This window comes from Aquimarina sp. AU58 (genome assembly GCF_900312745.1).
In the GTDB taxonomy this organism is placed as follows: domain Bacteria; phylum Bacteroidota; class Bacteroidia; order Flavobacteriales; family Flavobacteriaceae; genus Aquimarina; species Aquimarina spinulae.
This window is the reverse complement of sequence record NZ_OMPD01000014.1, coordinates 1,908,448-1,926,060: the sequence shown is the minus strand read 5'-3', so window position 1 is coordinate 1,926,060 and position 17,613 is coordinate 1,908,448. Positions and strand designations below refer to the sequence as shown.

Sequence of the window (17,613 nt, the reverse complement as noted above, 5' to 3'; positions counted from 1 at the left end):
TTTTAACCAAGTCCGCCAAATCTTTTTGATTTGGCTTTATAAATGAAAAGATAAAACAAAATAAAAAGTTTTGGCTAAGTGCTTAATCGAAAGTTCAATACTTTTAATTCCCGCACTAATTATAGCCGAGACGTTGTACACAAGCTAAAAAATATTATGGAAGGATTCAAATATCTATTTTTATTTATAATTCTGATCACCATAAATATATTTGGACTATATATTTCAATTAAAGGGATAGTCAAAAAAGACAACAAGTTAAAATATTGGAGTATTCCTTTTATAGGAATCCCAATAATTATTGTTTTATATAGTTTATTTCCAAACGTTCTGACTAAAAAACCAACTGAAAAAGAATTGATTGGTATTTATAAAATTGTGAGTGCCAAAAATGGAATTCCTAAATCTGAATTTGATAAGCATACTCTAAATTTAAAAGAAGATGGAACTTTCGAATTCACAGAAACCTCTGGAATTAATCTCTGTAAAAACGGAAATTATGATCTTGATTATGGAACGAAAGGTAATGAACTTTCTTTTCAATGTGGACTTGGTTGGACTTCAGCTCATATAAAAAGAAAAATTATCGGATTTGAAATAGAGTTTTTAAATGAAGTCCGTTTGAAAAAAATTGAATAAAAAGCCAGTATACAACACGATATATGTGATCATAGCCGATTAGTAATTAATCGATCGGTTCTTGTATATTTATAATGGCGCAGTGATTTTAAATATGGATAATGTATAAAATCTGCGCAGAAGTGTCCAAGGTTCAGTAACATTTTGCTCTGCTACGACACATATATTAAACGCAGCATACATAAATAATATGACGGAAAACCCATTTAAAATTGAGCAGTATATCTTAATACGATCAGATTCTAAAAAAGAATTTTCAATAAAAGAACTAGTTCAGGCATTTAAAATTGCTGGATTAAGGCATGGTGATGGAGATTTATTTTGGATGTATTCGGATGGCTTAACACAATTAGAGGAGATGTCAGATGAATTATTTTGCGCTGAACCATTTAGTCAATTAGGGTATTTCCATCCTTTAGACTGGAATAATGAAAATGACACACTTCCAGACGTTTCATTACATTTTAGAATTTCTGATTTTAAAAACCCTATGGAAATATTAAAAATAATGTATGAAGCAGCTCAAAAAATAGCCAAACAGCTCAATGTGGAACCCTTAAACTTAAATGGGCAAAAAATTGACTTGCTAAAGGAAATGGAAAAGACTAAAACGATACACAATGAAATTCTCTTAAGAAGGGTCTTTGGAGAACATTGACTTTGAAAAGATAAAATAACGCATGCTAACAAAACCTAAACAGCATTAAAACACAGTTTAGCCAAACGTTATGTGCACCCTCATAGCTCTCAAAACCCTTTAGTACTATGCTAACGTAGATTGAGAAAAATGAGTGGAAAACAAAAAAATAAATAGCTAATTTTCAACATCAAAAATTGACGCTAGTCAGAATCAATTAGAATAAGTAAGAACATTTTATCTACTTTTAAATAAACTTGAAGTTTTAAGGTAAAATAATTAGATATAACAGAATAATATGGCTCTTAAATTTTATGAAAATCTAGAAATTAAACTCTACAAAGCAAAAAAGAACAATCTCTTAGAACTTGGTTTCAGATATATGATCCCAATGGAAAAGAAATCTCTTCTTAGCCGATTATCTATGTTTGATAAAAGTTTTCAGGAAATGTATAATGAAACTAATGGTTTAGAAATAAACTGGAAAGCCAATAATATTGAACAAGCTTATGGAAATCTTGAATTTATTGATTTTGAAACTATTGTCGGAAGTTGGGAAGGACAAGTCTTTGAACGAGACGATTTAGAATTTAATGAGCTCTTGGAGTTTTATCATCCATTTGACAATGTTTCACCTGAATTTAGTTGTGGATTCATTATTGACAATGAAACAGGAACTTGGGAGTCAATTTATACCCATACTTGGGGAGAACGATCAACCAAAAGTTTGGATATAAATTTTGAGGGATATATCACAATGTTATATGAATCAAGAGCCTACAAAAACTGGCCATTGATTTTACTGGATATTCAAGATGAAAGTTTTGAAAGTGATTTGATTAAGGATTTTAAATCTCATATGTCTCAATTATTTTCTGATTTTGATTGGAATAACTATCTGGAAAAATATGACTCATTAAGATTATCTAAAAATAAATAAAAAGCACATAACAAAGTGTCCAAAATAATTACTTGATTATAGACTACTTACGAGCAAAACCCCCGCAACTAACCATACACAAACACGTTGTGTGCAATACGAGAAACTCTCGAACAAAATGAATAAAATGACATACTTAATCATTGGAATTATAGTAATCGGAGTGATTTTCTTCTTGACAAGAAAAACAAAATCTGAACCAAATCAAGATGAATTCTTCATATCTACTGCATCTCAAAGTGCAGACAGAATTGAAAAGCTAGGTCTTAATAAATCTTCTGAAGATATGTCTCACATATTGGACGAAAAACAACTTCAAATTCCTGAAATTGAAAATAAAGAAGAGGAAGTCGAGTATAAAGCTGATTCGAGTAGAGAATGGATTATTGACCTAGTAATACCAAGTGGAAAAATAATCAAACAGGAGAAATTATATGAGTTATTTGATTTAGAATGGCGAACAAATTTTTCTTCAACAATATTCGGACATTCTCCAGAAGATAACAGATGGACTTATGCTCTTGCAGGAGGAACACCAGAAACATATGACCAAATTCAAATCGCAATTAGTCTTCTTGACGTTTTCAATGAAGAAAACCCGAATTACAACCATAAAAAATTAGAAAAATATGTTCATGAATTAAAGAAAAGACTTGAAAAGCACTCATTGGATTTTGAGATTAAGGAAACAGAATCCAAAGAATCAGCAATTGAAAAAAGTAAGCAATTAATAAAACTAAATGGTTTATTTGACAAAGACATTCTTATTGGACTGCAAAACCAAAGCACGTATGATGGTAGAGAAGTTTGGGATGTTTTACAAAGTTTAGGTCTTAATTGGGGAGATGGAGACTTATTTCACTGGAATAATAGTTCAGAATATGCGTCTGATCAACACTTTAGCGTTTGGACTTCAACCGAACCTGGTTACTTCCTTCCTGAACAAATAAAAAACGGAAAGATGAATCCTACTAATTTAGTATTTGGTTTTTCTATTCCGAGAAGTGCTGACCCAATGAATGTTTATAGAGTTTTAATTAATTCAATAAAATACTGTCAAACAAGATTAGGTGGACAAATCATAAATAGAAACGGAGAACCTTTTAATGAACAATTAGAATTAATACAATTGGCTGAATTAATAAAAAAAATGACTGATAACGGAATAATTCCGGGTTCTGACAATTCACTAACGCTGTATTAAGGAAATAAGTACTGCACACAACACAGTGCCCTATAATTAATACAAAATCTTGTGCTTAATCGAGAATTCCCTTAACTTTATGCAGTTCGTAAAGTTTTTAATGTATAACTGATTCAATTTTGTGGTTCCAGTCTTTAAGTGAGCTTTAAAAATGAATATAATACCAAAATAACTCATAAACAATTTCAACATAAATGAACAGCCTGTATTCTGATTTAGCTAAAGTTTATGAAGCAATGTATGCTACTTTTATTGATTATAAAGGTGAATATGAGTTTTATAGTGAAGTACTTAAGAAATATAACAAAAAAAGCCTTTTAGAAATAGGTAGCGGAACTGGGAACCTGACAACATATTTTAAAAAAAATGGATTTGAATATTTGGGCTTTGATTTAAATGAAGAAATGCTGGAGATAGCCAAAATAAAAAACCCTGATTGTATATATATAAAAGGAGATATGCGTTCTTTTAAACTTGAAAAACCAGTGGAAAGCATAATAATGACAGGAAGGACTATTAGTTATCTACTCAGCAATCAAGATGTAGATTCTACCTTAAAAAGCATTCATAATAATTTAGAAAAAGGAGGGGTATTTTGTTTTGATTTCATTGATGCTAATAAATTCATACCAGAAATTTCTGAAGGAAAAGAAATAACACACGAAGCAAGTTATGATAACATACACTATTTTCGAAAAAGTAAATGGAACCTAAATTTAAAACAAGGAATGGATTTTATTTGGGAATCAAATTATTATAAAAAAGAAGGAAAGAAATTAATTAAAATCGGAAAAGACAATTCGATAATACGAACTTTTACCATAAATGAAATTGAAATATTTCTTCAAATAAATAATTTTGAAATCAGAAAAATTATTAAGAAAAAATCATATGCTTTTCCGACTTATGCTATTATTGCTCATAAAAAATAGAGTTTCCTATTTATTTTCCTTTCAAAAAAGAATTACAGGCAACAAAATGTTGAATAGAATAGTGTAACTACACCCATAGAATGTATCATCCTAATTATCAACATTAAACCCATCGAAGAAATTTAAAAATACAATAGAAGTACTTCGACAGGCTTAGTGTGACAAGAAATATTTTAATTTAATTTAATTAAAGAATCAAATAAAGAAAAAAATAATGCTGTAGATGATTACTTCGAATTCCATTTTATTTACCATTATATCTGTTTTTGCTCTTCAGGCCATAGTATTAAGTGTGCTCATTTTTATAAAACGTCCCAGAACTTTAGCCCACAAGTTTTTAGCAATGTTAACTTTTTTCTACGCTATAATGGCGTTAAACATAGTTCTGGTAAACATTTTAAAAGATAATGACATGCTCGGTTTTTTTAGGTATATTCAACTAGAAATGCTATACGGCATTGGTCCTGCTCTATATTTTTACACTAAAAGCGTAACTACCCCATCTTTTAAATTCTCTAGAAAAGATGCTATTCATTTTCTACCACTTATATTAGAATTTATCTTTTATAGAACATCTATATACAGAAATGGCGCAGATGGATTGTATTCTACTCCTATGCCAACTGTTAGTTATGCATATTTGACAGAGCAATGGATAGGAGTCATTTCTATTATTAGTTACAGTATTATCTCTTTAAGATTACTTTATAAACATCAAAATTTACTAAAGGAATATTATTCTAAGCTAGATAAGCGTTCACACAATTGGTTAAAAACTCCAATAATTATTTATGCTTCCTTTTTTATTTTATGGAATATAATTACAGAAATAGATCGATTTATTTTTGATAGAAATTTAAGAGAGTATTACTTTCTTCCCACATTTGTAGGATTAGCAATAATATGTAGCTGGATAGGTTTTAAGGGGTATTTAAGAAAATATAAATCTTCTTTGGATTTAGAAGTAATAAAAAAAATACCAAATAAACAATTAGTTGAAAAAGACCAACAGTTTATACAAAAACTAGAGGAGTTAATGCAACATGAAAAACCTTATTTAAATCCTGACTTAAATTTAGCTAAGCTCTCTGAATTGTTACAAATGAAACCCAAGCAAGTTTCATTAAAAATTAATCAAAACTGTTCTCAAAATTTTTACGATTTGGTTAACTCTTATCGTATTGCTGCATTTAAAGAACGTTTAAAATCTTCAGATCAAAATAAACTATCGTTATTAGGACTTGCTTATGAATGTGGTTTTAATTCAAAATCTACTTTTAACCTTGTTTTCAAGAAAACAACTCAACTAACTCCAAGTCAATATTTTAAAAAATTAAAAAATGAGTCCGAAAAGAAGCATTAGGACGATTAGAGTTTTTTTGAGCCTTAGTTTTGTAGCTTGAATTAGTAATACATTCGTAAAATTAAGATTTTTGATTCCTCCCATACAAGGAGAAATTTAAAATCTTTCTAAAAAGCTTTTAAATACAAAACTAAATGAAATCAATTTATCTAATCGTTCTTTTTTCGCTGTACTCTTTTACTGTTTTTGGTCAAACTAAATTCTCGAAAAATCAAGTTGTAGAAGATCTAAGAGTATTAAAAAAATCTTTAGAAGGCACCCATTTTAACCTATATGCTTACACAACTAAAAAAGATTTTGAGGTAACATATAACAATGTTAAGAACAAAATTAAGAAAGACTCTTTAAACTTTTTAGAAGTTACAAATTTGTTTCAACAAGTTGTTTCAAAAATCAATAACGGACATACAAGAATACCATTTCCGGTTCAATCATATATGGAACATGCTAAATCCGGCGGAACAATTTTTCCTCTTGAAATCGCTTTTGAAAATGGAAGGACATTAGTTAGAAAAAATTGGTCAGTAAATAAAACTATTAAAATTGGTGCAGAGTTATTAAGTATTAATGGTCTTAAAATAGAAGAGGTATTAGAAAAGATTTATCCACAAATTTCGGCAGAGCGATCTTATTTTAAAAACGCTCAAATTGAATTCTTTACATTACCCAGGTACTATTGGCGAGTTTTTGGGGAAGTCGATAAATTTGAAATCAAAATTCGTCAAAATGGCCGTATTGAAAATCATACACTTAAATCCATAAAAACCATTGATGATTTTGAGATGAAAAGAGAAGACATCATAATCCGCAAAAGGTCGTTTAGATTCATGCCTAATGTTTCTTATATCAATCCGGGAAACTTTGGTGGCAATGAAGACAAATATCGTCGGTTTATCGATTCGGCCTTTGTTGAAATCAATGCAAAGCAATCTAAAAATCTCATTATAGATTTAAGAAACAACCCAGGTGGAGATGATTCATTTAGTGACTATTTGGTGTCCTATATTGCAGACAAACCTTTCAAATGGTCTTCTCGCTTTCAGCTTAAAACCAGTAAATTACTAAAAGAACACGTGCAACAGACCAAAGACACCACTAAAGCTTTTTGGAAATCGGTGTTTCAACACAAAAATGGTGAAATTTACGATTATGATTTTGATCTATATGAGCCTCAACCTAAGTCAAAAAGGTTTAAGGGTAATATTTATGTGTTAGTAAATCGGCAATCCTATTCGCAATCTACCGTTACAGCCGCTCAAATACAAGATTATGGCTTTGGAACAATTGTAGGTGAAGAAACAGGAGAATATGCTAATCTCTACGCCTCAATTTTTAGTTATAAACTACCTAAAACCGGTATAAAAGTAGATGTATCCAAAGGTCGAATTGAACGTGTTAATGGCGAAAATAAAGACCAAGGGGTGATACCAGAAATCAAAATTAAAGACCATTTATTGGATGAAGAAGACGAAATATTAGAAGAATTGTTAAAAATAATCGATAAAAATTAAAACAAAGAAGAAATCAAAAGGTAACATTATTTATAGTAATTGAAGGGATTAGTATTTAATCGAAATTTTATCTTTTTATACATTACATTTTATTTATAGAACTGTTAAGCTATTAATTATCAATCCAAACCTATCAAAGACATTTAAAAATCTTCGACAGGCTTGGTATGACAAAAAAGGTGGCTAGAAAAGAATATTACATTCTTATCGTATTCCTTCTATTCTTAATTCTCCTTTTGCATTAGGGACAACATCAAATAGAATCTGTTCTACTCCATTCTTGGTTTTAACACCAAGAGCTACTTCATTTTCTTTTACCATGACTTGCACGATCTTTCCTCCTTTAAGATCTTCATGCAATTGTTTAAACATTGCTACATGTTTCTCTATAGAAAAAGAATTTTTAAACATTGGAGTCATTCTGTTTTCTATAAAAGTTTTCCAGATATTTTGGTTATTTTGATTCATTATCTTCATAAATTCATATACTAATTGATCTGCCATTTCTCCGATTATCATTCCCTTTGATTGTTCATTAACAGTAGGTTTGAAATCAGGTTTTAAAAGTATTCCTGCTATTTGAGAAGTAATATTTTCGAATTTTCGGTCTACCGCATTGGTCATTATAATAATAGTAATCTCCTCATCGAGATAACGCCACATATCGGCAAAGAAAATTCCATTACCTCCATTATGAGCAATCAATTCGGTATTACGAGGTGTAGGGAAAATAGCCCATCCATATCCGTAATATGACCCTGCCCCCTCTCCTTCTTCAATATGTTTACCATAGTACTTGGTTTTTGCTGTAGCGTCCAGAATTTTATCTCCTAGCAATGCCTGGTGCCATTTATACATATCTTGTGTGGTAGATAGTACTCCTCCATTTGCTTTTAAGTGCCAGTATGGCCCATCTACGCCCCATTTTTTATCTGTAGGCTTTCCCCAATGTTTATTCTTGCGATATCCAACTGCTATATCTTTAAACAAAGGTTTTCTATACCCGGTTTGATACATCCCAGAGGGTTTCCACAGATGTTTCATCAAATACTCTTCATAAGACATTCCTGAAACTTTTTCTATAATAATACCTAAGAAACTGTATCCCACATTAGAATATGTAAACTTTGTTCCTGGTCTGAATACTAATTTTCTTTTAAAAGCTTCTTCAATAAACTCTTGAGTAGAAATATCTTCATAATCATCTCCTATTGCTGATTGAAATCCAGAAGAATGCGTAAGTAGATGATGTAAAGTGATATCTTTTTTATCATCGGGTACGTTAGCTATATATTTAGAAAGGTTATCTTCTACAGAAAGTTTACCCTGCATTTCTAATTTTAAAATAGCAGCTCCCGTAAATTGCTTAGTGATCGAACCAATATCGAAAACTGTTTCGGGGGTACTTTTGATTTTGCTTTCTCGATTAGAATACCCATATCCTTGTTCCAGCAGTACTTTTCCTTTCTGAGCAACCAAAACACTTCCAGAAAATCCTGATTTTTCTAATTCATTAAGATAGTCTGATAATTTATCTTTATTGGTTACAGTAGCACTACTAACTACCTCCTGTGCTACTGTTGGTTCTTGTTTACAAGATAGTAGAAAACTTATCAGTACTATCATCTTAAATACATGTTTCATCTGTTCCTTTTTTTTATGATTTTGAATGACAATATTAAAAGGGTTATCAGCGGTTTACAACAAAATGTTACCTAGGTAAAAACTAAGTTATATATATCAAAACTCAGGTTATCAAACGTATTCCTACCTTATTTTTTTGTTTTGTACCATAAATTAAGAGTATATCACTTTTACAGAATTGGTTCAACAATTATCTATACTTTTGAATTGTGAGCATACGACAAATAACTTTACAACGATGGATCGAGGTCTTCCTGAATATTCTATTTTGGATTGCCTCTATTGCTATTTTACTATTGACAACCGAGGTAGGAATAGTTGAAAACACCGTAGAAGATATAGATGGAGTCGTTATACAGGAAACCATAGAAATGGGGATCTTTATTCTTCCAAATTTTATAGGAATGATAAGTATTATTCCTTTCTTTTATATCGTTACTTTTTACTTAACTCCAAGATACTATTCGTCTAAAAAGTATTTGATTTTTTCTGGCTTACTCCTTTTAGGTTTAGCCGATCTTCTGTTAATTGAGTTGGGAGTTGTATATCTTCAAAATACGACGTTTCATCCTATCATAATACGATTTTTTATATTTTATAACCTCTTTTTTATTATTGCTGCAGTGGTTTATGGAATGATAAGACATCAACTAAAAATGGAAACGCATCAACAAGCTTTAGAAAAAGAAAAGATAAGTGCCGAATTACAATTGATGCAATCACAGATCAATCCACACTTTATGTTTAATGCATTAAACAATTTATTAGCGATATCAGAACGGTCAGAAAATGCAGAAACTTCTTCGGGGATAACAAAACTGTCGGATCTGTTGCGATTTATGATTTATGATACTCAAGCAGAACAAGTATCACTTTCTAAAGAAATTGAATTTATAGAAAACTACATTGCTCTTCAAAAATTAAAATATAGTACAGAAGATCCTTTTGAAATTTCATTGATTACAGCAACAAATGATGAAGATCCAAAAATCGCACCTACATTATTAATTCCATTTGTCGAGAATGCGTTTAAACATGGTCTTGATATCCAGACCAAATCTTTTATTCATATCAAACTCGAGTTTAAAGATAACCTACTACATTTTGAAGTTAAAAACTCAAAACATCACCTTAAAAAGACCGAATTCGAAAAAAAATACTCCGGTATCGGCTTAGAAAATGTAAAAAAACGCTTGAACCTAATCTATCCAAATCAATATAATTTGGATATCAAAGAAGATGAGCATATCTTTTATGTACTATTAAAAATTAATCTTACTATATGATTACCACTGTAATTATAGATGATGAGCCTAATGCTATAGAGCTATTACAAGGTTATATCAAAAAGTTATCTTTTGTAGAATGCATTCGTAGTTTTAGAAATCCTATCGAAGCATTGGTGTTTTTAAAAGAATGTGATGTAGATTTAATATTTCTAGATATCAATATGCCTCAATTATCGGGCATATCTTTTATAAAAACATTAGAAAACCCTCCTAAAATTATATTAACAACAGCATATTCTGAATATGCAGTAGAGAGTTATGAATATCAGGTTGCTGATTATTTATTAAAACCCATTTCGTTTGAACGTTTTCTGAAAGCCATACTTAAAATTAAAGATACTATTGAAGAACCAAAATCAGAAGAAGTAGCCAATGGTATCATCTATATAAAAAGTGGTCAACAACAATTTAAAACTAATATCGATGATATTTTATATCTTCAAAAAGATGGTAATTATATAAGTTACATTACTAAAGATAAAAATATTCTAGCCAGGCAATCGATTAAAAATGCTCTGGATGAACTAGGGAAAGGGTTTATACAGATTCATAAATCAACTATTATTAATGTAAGTCATATTTCCGCTTTTGATTCTAATTCGGTAACAATTAATGGTACTAAATTATCAATCGGACAATCCTATAAAGTAGCCTTTCAAAACTATATAAAGTCTACTTAGATATATAATCATCATTGATATTGCTTCATTTCTCTTTTTAATAATTCAAGATCTTTGATAGAAGTTTCTTTAGTTTAAAACTATAAAAGAGATATAGAATTTCTTTATTATATAAAATAAGATAAGAGATACCGCTAAATTCTTACTTTTGAACATAAGAACTATACCCTAAAGACGTGGAAAAAATTATATCTAGTATAAAAAGTATGTATGCAGTAAGCGATGCTTCTATAGCATCTTTAACCAGTAAGATGACAGAACTACATCTTCCTAAAAAGCATGTACTCATTAAAAGCGGGGTTGTAGACAAGAATTACTATTTCATAGAAAAAGGGTTGACTCGTTCTTATTGTATTATTGATGGAGAAGAGGCTACTACCTGGTTTAGTAAAGAAGGAGAATTAGCCTTTTCTATGTTAAGTTGTTACGAAAATAAACCGGGATTCGAATGTGTGGATTTATTAGAAGATTCTATTATATATGCTATTCCAGTACATGAATTAAACTTATTATACAAAACCAATATTGAAATTGCGAATTGGTCCAGAATAGCACATCAAAAAGCATTTCTTGATCTCGAGTTACGTCATATTGCATTGGCTACACAGTCTGCCAAAGAACGTTATGATACTTTTACCAAAGAGAAATTTGATTTATTTAAACGAGTAAAGCTAGGCTATATCGCTTCTTTTTTGGGAGTTACTCAAGTTACTTTAAGTAGATTAAGAGCTAAACAACATTTTTTAACATAGGTAAAAAATATTCTTCCTAAACAAAGCTAATTTTGTACGGTCGTTATTTAATTTAAGAAAACACGCATATGACCGAAAAAGAAAAAATGCTGGCTGGTGAGTCCTATGATACCAGGGATCCCGAATTAATCAAAATGTATCATAAAGCTAGAAAATTAATGCAGGTATATAATACTCTGGATTCTACAGATATTGAAGGTAAAAAACAAACGCTATCAGATTTATTAGGCCGTATTGGAGATGGTGCATGGATCGAACCCCCTTTTTTTTGTGATTATGGAGTACATATTTCTGTGGGAGAAAACACAGTAATAAATACCAATTGCATGTTTATCGATGATAATACAATAACCATTGGAAAAAATGGATTAATTGCGCCTTTTGTTCAGATATATACAGCAAAGCATCCTGTAAAAGCCTCTGACAGAGTACAAAAATCGGGTAATGCTCCCTTTACAACATTAACAAGCCCTGTACATATAGGAGATAATGTATGGATAGGTGGAAACAGTGTTATATTACCCGGAGTTACTATCGGTAATAATGTTACCATAGGAGCAGGTTCTGTAGTAACCAAAGACATTCCTGATAACACCTTAGCTTTCGGAAACCCTTGTGCAATTATAAAAACCATATAAAATGAACTTTTTGCAATCTATACCAGAATCAATATTTGAAATTATCGGTTTTTCTATTGGTTTTTTTGTTTGCGTTATAACTGCTATTCAAATCATTAAAGAATATAAATCAAAACAATCTAGTAGTCTTTCACCTGGTTATGTTATGGGTTGGTTATTTGTGTATTCCTTTTGGGCTATCTATGGACTTCGGTTTGAAGCAATCGCTTTATGGACAACCAATAGTCTTGCATTATTCCTACAAATAGGTTTATGTATCATAGTTTTTAAGAAAAATAAAAAAAATAAGTATGTCTAAAATAAAGATAGGAATCATAGGCTACGGCAACTGGGTTAAAGATGCTTATATACCCGCTCTTACATATGATGGCAGGGTTGATATTGTTGCTATCTCTGCAAAAAGTGATGCTACCATCGCGGCTATCAAATCACAATTTGGAAATACCATAGATATATATAATAATTACGAGGATTTACTACATTCACCTTCGATTGATGCTGTAATGATTGCTGTACCGGATGCCTTGCATGGTAAAATTGTAATGGAAGCACTAGATTCTGGCAAAGCTATCTTTTATGAACCTCCTATTGGTCATACCAGAGATTTGATACCTAAAGTGTTGAAAAAGTTAGTAAATGCTTCACAAATCACACATGCCGATTTAGAACTAGGGCTTATTCCAGTTATAACAAAAGCTGCAGAACTCATAAAAAATGAAACTATTGGAAAAATCCAAACTGCAACTATTGATTTAAGATCTAATTGGGGACCAGAACCTGATCAGGATACAACAAATATCAATCGTTTATCACTCTGGTATGTTCATGTCCTTAACATATTACTAAATGCCACTCCAGACCGGGTTCTCATTATGGATGGTCATGGAACTAGTGGACGAAGACAAAGCCGAAGTTCTGGTTTTTTTGATTATAACGGTATTTGGGGTGAACTAAAAGTTAATATAGATAGTGTAGATGAGCTGGTCATTACTGTAGAGGTTATTGGCAGTAAAGGAGAGATTCTAATCGATATTTTAACAGGTGAATTGAAATTAAGAACTAAAGAAAAATCTTTAACAGAACATTTCCCTGCACTGCAACCATATGCAGACTGGCCCGGAATGAGAGAATCGATTACTCATTTTTTAGACGCAGTAGAAAGTGGAAATCCAAGTTTTGCTAATGCACATCTGGTTGCAGAATTACAAGCCATAGGAATGGCTTCTGAAGAATCTAAAGATACAGGAAACTGGGTGGTAGTAAAAAGCATGGTACCCTAGTGGTATTTATATTCTCTTTTACTTTTCTGAAATCACTAATAATTAACTTATAGCAGTATTTTATTTAAAAATCTTTATCTAGGTATTCCGTTGGCGTCATCGAAGTTACTTTTTTAAACGCTCTGTAAAAACTGGTTTTACTACTAAATCCGCACTCTTCTCCAATAGCTTGAACTGATATTTTCTGTAGTGCCCCCGATTGCAACATTTTTTTAGCCTTTTTAATGCGATGATGATTGATAATTTCATAAAAATTAGAATTCATTTTCTCACTCAATACTTGTGAGATATGGTGAGATGGTACATCAATAGTCTTTGACAAATCTGCAATTTTGAAGTTAGGTATTACATACCAGTCTTCATTTTCAAAAAAAGCCTGTATTTGTTGTTGTATTTCCTGTGATCGCATTTCAGACAATGGTGATGTTTTATATTTTTTTCCTTCCAATACCGGAAGAATTTGCTTTATATCCACGATCCAATACCCTAATAATAATATGGTTATCGACATTAGTCCAGAAAGAATAATCTCTGCCATTATTGCAGAAGCACCTGTAAGTAAAAAACCCGTTTGTAATATGATTTCGGTAAAAGCTAAAATCGCCAGCAATACACCAAATCGTTTTAGTAAAATACTATTCTTTTTGTCCTTTTTATATATCATTACTAAGGTTACTACCGAATATATCAACAATAAAATCAAATGTAAACTTGCCTGCAACCAATCAGAAAAGGCTACTGCACCACCAGGTAAAATATCGTAATAATATTGTATGATTTCCTGTTTTTCTTCTGAACTTCCTAAATACCTGGGGAAAAGAAGTATCAACATTATTAAAAAAGGTAAAATATGAATCACGTCTATTTTCTTTAGCTTAAAAGAAGAATCTGCATAACTCTTCACAAATAGATAAAAACAGGGGCCTACCAAAAATAACAATGGATATCCAACCCCTAACATATGTGGCCATTGCCTGATCAATTGAGTAGTAAACAATAAGTAAGTAAATAAGTGCTGTATGAGACCAAAAAGAGTTATGGCCAGAAAATATCTCGATTGTTTAAGTGATGTACTTTTTAGAATTACCAAAATAACAAAACCACCAACGACAATAACCCCTCCTAGCAGAAAAGTAACCATAAATGCAAAAGACTCAATACTATTCATAGTATAAAAATAGTACTACTTAATTAAATGAAAAACCGAATCACGCAGAATATATAACGAATGAGTTTCAATTAATTGAGTGCACCCTATTTTCAAGGCTTTCCATGATTTTCTTAGGTACTTTTAAAGTGCAAAAACAATTAAAAAAATAGATATGATACGTAAAATTTTAAAAGGAATAGCTTTATTTCTGGTACTTGATATTGTTATTATACTGGTATATGGTTTTGTTCAATATCCAAAGGCCAAAGGTGTACAGCACTTTACTGCCGAGCGAGTCATTAACGCTCCCAAAGATCAAGTTTGGGAAATAATTTCTGATGTAGGTAACTACCACGAAGTAACGGCTCCTAATATTAATCATGTAGAGATTGTTGAAGGAGAAGGTTTAGGGATGAAACGTGTTTGTAGTGCACCCGATGGAAGTAGTTGGGAAGAAACCTGTACATTATGGAATCCTGGTAAAGAGTTTCAGTTTGTTGTGAATACTCAAAAAGAAGATTACCCTTTTCCTCTAAAATCATTATCCGGTTCCTGGAAATTAGAAGCTATAAGTTCTAAGCAAACCCGTCTTTTTCTGGATTTTGCCTACGAATTCAAAAGCCCTTTTCTAAGTGGGTATTTTTTATCAATGGGAACAGAGCAAGCCGAAAAAGACACCGAATTTTTATTAAACAACTGGCAGAAATTAGCTGAAAAATAAAATCAAAAAGCAATATGATGAAAACATATATAACAATACTTATATTTTTAATCTCTACACACACGATATTTTCTCAACAAAAAATCCCTGATTGGTTTCTTGAAAATATGGAACAATCAATTGGTAGCTGGGTTACAGATAATAAAACATATAAAAGTAAAAATGAACCCTTTGATCAATTCGGTATGGATTGGAAATGGGGAATCGGAAAACAAAGTATCACAGGTAAACTCTACGGATTAATTAAAGGAAAAAAACAAGGAACTTTTTGGGAGTTTCGTCAATATTGGGATTTTACCAAAAACCAGGGTATTGTTGTTCAATATGGAAGTGATGGTACAGTAGGAATCGGCCCTATGACTCTAAAAGAAGAAAATCAAACCGAAATGATTCAGGAATTTACAAATCCTAATGGTAATAAAAATATTCACAAGCATCTTTCCAGTTTGAGAGAAGGTGAACTTATCACCACCTCATTCGACATTCAACCCAACAAAACATGGAAAAAAAGAAGATCGTACATTTGGCATATAACCAAAAACAAAAAAATCATGGATCTCGGTATTTTTTCAATTTCATTAGCAGTAAAGGATATTAAAATTTCTAAAGACTTTTATGAAAAACTGGGCTTTACAATGATCGATGGCAATTTGGATCAAAAATGGGCTATCCTTAAAAACGGAGCATCGAAAATTGGTTTGTTTCAGGGAATGTTTCCTAAAAACACGCTTACTTTTAATTCAGAAAATGCTCGTGACATTCATAAAAAGGTAAATGGAGAAGGAATTACAGTTACAATGCCTAATGGTACAGATAAGAACGAGGGACCTGCATCTTTTATGATTACCGACCCTGATGGAAATCCTATTTTAGTTGATCAACATTAAAAAAGTATAAATCAAAAAGCCTGTCAGTCTACGAATTCCTGACAGGTTTAAATTATTAGTACTTAAAATGTTATTTTAAAGCAAAAAGTTCGACCTTTAGTACAAACTATCATTAATATGAGTCTTTCTAAAGTTACTTTTACCAATCCCGAAGGTCAAGTACTATCTGGGCGTTTAGAACTTCCTGCAGATCAACATCCCCATAATTTTGCGCTATTTGCGCATTGTTTTACTTGTAATAAAAACTTGGGTGCGGTACGAAATATAAGTCGAGGACTTACTTCTAAAGGGTTTGGTGTATTGAGATTTGATTTTACCGGACTTGGAGAAAGCGAAGGTGATTTTGAGGATACTAACTTTTCTGGTAATGTTGAAGATCTTGTAGCTGCAGCACATTTTTTAGCAAAAGAGTATAAAGCTCCTTCCCTGCTTGTCGGGCATTCTCTTGGTGGTGCCGCTTCAATATTTGCAGCAGCAAAAATAGATAGTATCAAAGCGGTAACAACTATTGGCGCTCCTTCTAACCCAAAGCATGTCGCCCATCTATTAAAAAGCGGTTTAGAAGAAATTCAAATAAACGGAAAAGCCACAATTAATCTAAGCGGAAGAGATTTCACAATAAAAAAACAATTTTTGGATGACCTGGAAACCAAATCGCTTCCTAATGTTGCGAAGAATTTAAATAAAGCCCTTTTGGTTATGCATTCTCCGCAGGATACTACAGTAAGCATAAAAAATGCCGAAGAAATTTATCATGCAGCAAGACATCCAAAAAGTTTTGTAACACTAGATGGAGCAGATCACTTACTGATGCGAAAAGAAGATTCTGTATATGCAGGAAATGTTATTGCCGAATGGTCATCACGATACATTGAGATTCCTGAAGAACCAAAACTTAAAAGCCAACATCATGTAGTTGCCAGTTTAGGAAATGCTGAAGGATATACTACACAAATGAAAGTGGGTAATCATTATATGATTGCAGATGAGCCAGAAAGTGTAGGAGGCCATGATTTTGGACCATCACCCTATGAGTATGTATCAGCCGGATTATCGGCTTGTACAGCTATGACTATAAAAATGTATGTTGCCAGAAAAGGATGGGATTTGCAACATGTAGAAGTTCATACCAGCTATAGTAAATCTCATATAGCAGACTGTGAAAACTGTGAAGATCCAACAGCAAAAATCGATACTTTCGAAAGAGAAATAAAGATAGAAGGAAATCTTGACGAAAAACAAATTACCAGAATCTTACAAATCGCAGATAAATGCCCGATTCATAAGACATTGCATAGCGAAACACAGGTCATTACCACTTTGATTTAAAAACTACAACAGAAAGA

General features: G+C 31.5%; 18 protein-coding genes. 16 read left to right on the top strand and 2 right to left on the bottom strand.

Going from position 1 to position 17,613, the window contains the following annotated elements; genetic code table 11:
• Positions 1-156 precede the first annotated feature (156 nt).
• The 7 genes from DK441_RS19780 (at position 157) to DK441_RS19750 (ending at position 7,226) form a co-directional block, all read left to right on the top strand.
• Positions 157-639, top strand: coding sequence for a hypothetical protein (locus DK441_RS19780; RefSeq protein ID WP_109852207.1), 483 nt, complete (start codon positions 157-159; stop codon positions 637-639).
• Between the two features lie 190 nt (positions 640-829).
• Positions 830-1,297: a cell division protein ZipA C-terminal FtsZ-binding domain-containing protein gene (locus DK441_RS19775; RefSeq protein ID WP_074407793.1), complete on the top strand. Its 468-nt coding sequence runs from the start codon at positions 830-832 to the stop codon at positions 1,295-1,297.
• A gap of 277 nt (positions 1,298-1,574) precedes the next feature.
• Positions 1,575-2,216: a hypothetical protein gene (locus DK441_RS19770; RefSeq protein WP_109852206.1), complete on the top strand. Its 642-nt coding sequence runs from the start codon at positions 1,575-1,577 to the stop codon at positions 2,214-2,216.
• 286 nt (positions 2,217-2,502) lie between these two features.
• A complete protein-coding gene (locus DK441_RS19765) occupies positions 2,503-3,420 on the top strand; it encodes a cell division protein ZipA C-terminal FtsZ-binding domain-containing protein (protein WP_160112192.1) in 918 nt (305 codons plus the stop codon).
• Between the two features lie 194 nt (positions 3,421-3,614).
• Positions 3,615-4,352, top strand: coding sequence for a class I SAM-dependent methyltransferase (locus DK441_RS19760; RefSeq protein WP_109852204.1), 738 nt, complete (start codon positions 3,615-3,617; stop codon positions 4,350-4,352).
• Between the two features lie 343 nt (positions 4,353-4,695).
• Positions 4,696-5,715: an AraC family transcriptional regulator gene (locus DK441_RS19755; protein WP_160112191.1), complete on the top strand. Its 1,020-nt coding sequence runs from the start codon at positions 4,696-4,698 to the stop codon at positions 5,713-5,715.
• Between the two features lie 134 nt (positions 5,716-5,849).
• On the top strand, positions 5,850-7,226 hold the full coding sequence (locus DK441_RS19750) for a S41 family peptidase (RefSeq protein ID WP_109852202.1): 1,377 nt from the start codon (positions 5,850-5,852) through the stop codon (positions 7,224-7,226).
• Between the two features lie 204 nt (positions 7,227-7,430).
• Here the strand turns inward: DK441_RS19750 and DK441_RS19745 are convergent, their stop codons facing one another.
• Positions 7,431-8,870 carry a serine hydrolase gene (locus tag DK441_RS19745; RefSeq protein ID WP_109852201.1) on the bottom strand — a complete coding sequence of 480 codons (1,440 nt, stop codon included), beginning with the start codon at positions 8,868-8,870 and terminating at the stop codon, positions 7,431-7,433.
• A gap of 209 nt (positions 8,871-9,079) precedes the next feature.
• Here DK441_RS19745 and DK441_RS19740 point away from each other — a divergent pair, with 209 nt between their 5' ends.
• The 6 genes from DK441_RS19740 (at position 9,080) to DK441_RS19715 (ending at position 13,509) form a co-directional block, all read left to right on the top strand.
• Positions 9,080-10,156, top strand: coding sequence for a sensor histidine kinase (locus DK441_RS19740; RefSeq protein ID WP_160112190.1), 1,077 nt, complete (start codon positions 9,080-9,082; stop codon positions 10,154-10,156).
• Positions 10,153-10,839 carry a LytTR family DNA-binding domain-containing protein gene (locus DK441_RS19735; protein WP_109852199.1) on the top strand — a complete coding sequence of 229 codons (687 nt, stop codon included), beginning with the start codon at positions 10,153-10,155 and terminating at the stop codon, positions 10,837-10,839. The genes DK441_RS19740 and DK441_RS19735 overlap by 4 nt, the downstream gene beginning before the upstream one ends.
• Before the next feature lie 176 nt (positions 10,840-11,015).
• Positions 11,016-11,591 (top strand): Crp/Fnr family transcriptional regulator, encoded by a 576-nt coding sequence (locus DK441_RS19730; RefSeq protein WP_025664713.1) that lies wholly within the window; start codon positions 11,016-11,018, stop codon positions 11,589-11,591.
• Positions 11,592-11,659: 68 nt separating this feature from the next.
• Entirely contained in the window at positions 11,660-12,229 is a 570-nt protein-coding gene (locus tag DK441_RS19725; RefSeq protein WP_109852198.1) for a sugar O-acetyltransferase, read from the top strand.
• Position 12,230: 1 nt separating this feature from the next.
• The gene (locus DK441_RS19720; protein WP_106793342.1) at positions 12,231-12,527 is read left to right on the top strand and encodes a SemiSWEET family transporter; all 297 of its coding nucleotides are present in this window, start codon (positions 12,231-12,233) and stop codon (positions 12,525-12,527) included.
• Positions 12,520-13,509 (top strand): Gfo/Idh/MocA family protein, encoded by a 990-nt coding sequence (locus DK441_RS19715; RefSeq protein WP_109852197.1) that lies wholly within the window; start codon positions 12,520-12,522, stop codon positions 13,507-13,509. Before DK441_RS19720 ends, DK441_RS19715 begins: the two co-directional genes overlap by 8 nt.
• Before the next feature lie 64 nt (positions 13,510-13,573).
• Here DK441_RS19715 and DK441_RS19710 read toward each other — a convergent pair whose 3' ends face one another.
• Positions 13,574-14,677: a helix-turn-helix domain-containing protein gene (locus DK441_RS19710; RefSeq protein ID WP_109852196.1), complete on the bottom strand. Its 1,104-nt coding sequence runs from the start codon at positions 14,675-14,677 to the stop codon at positions 13,574-13,576.
• Positions 14,678-14,831: 154 nt separating this feature from the next.
• Here DK441_RS19710 and DK441_RS19705 point away from each other — a divergent pair, with 154 nt between their 5' ends.
• The 3 genes from DK441_RS19705 (at position 14,832) to DK441_RS19695 (ending at position 17,596) form a co-directional block, all read left to right on the top strand.
• Positions 14,832-15,380 (top strand): type II toxin-antitoxin system RatA family toxin, encoded by a 549-nt coding sequence (locus DK441_RS19705; RefSeq protein ID WP_025664708.1) that lies wholly within the window; start codon positions 14,832-14,834, stop codon positions 15,378-15,380.
• A 17-nt stretch (positions 15,381-15,397) separates the two neighbouring features.
• Positions 15,398-16,267 (top strand): VOC family protein, encoded by an 870-nt coding sequence (locus DK441_RS27290; protein ID WP_370444332.1) that lies wholly within the window; start codon positions 15,398-15,400, stop codon positions 16,265-16,267.
• Positions 16,268-16,384: 117 nt separating this feature from the next.
• A complete protein-coding gene (locus tag DK441_RS19695; RefSeq protein WP_109852195.1) occupies positions 16,385-17,596 on the top strand; it encodes a bifunctional alpha/beta hydrolase/OsmC family protein in 1,212 nt (403 codons plus the stop codon).
• The last annotated feature ends 17 nt before the right edge of the window (positions 17,597-17,613 follow it).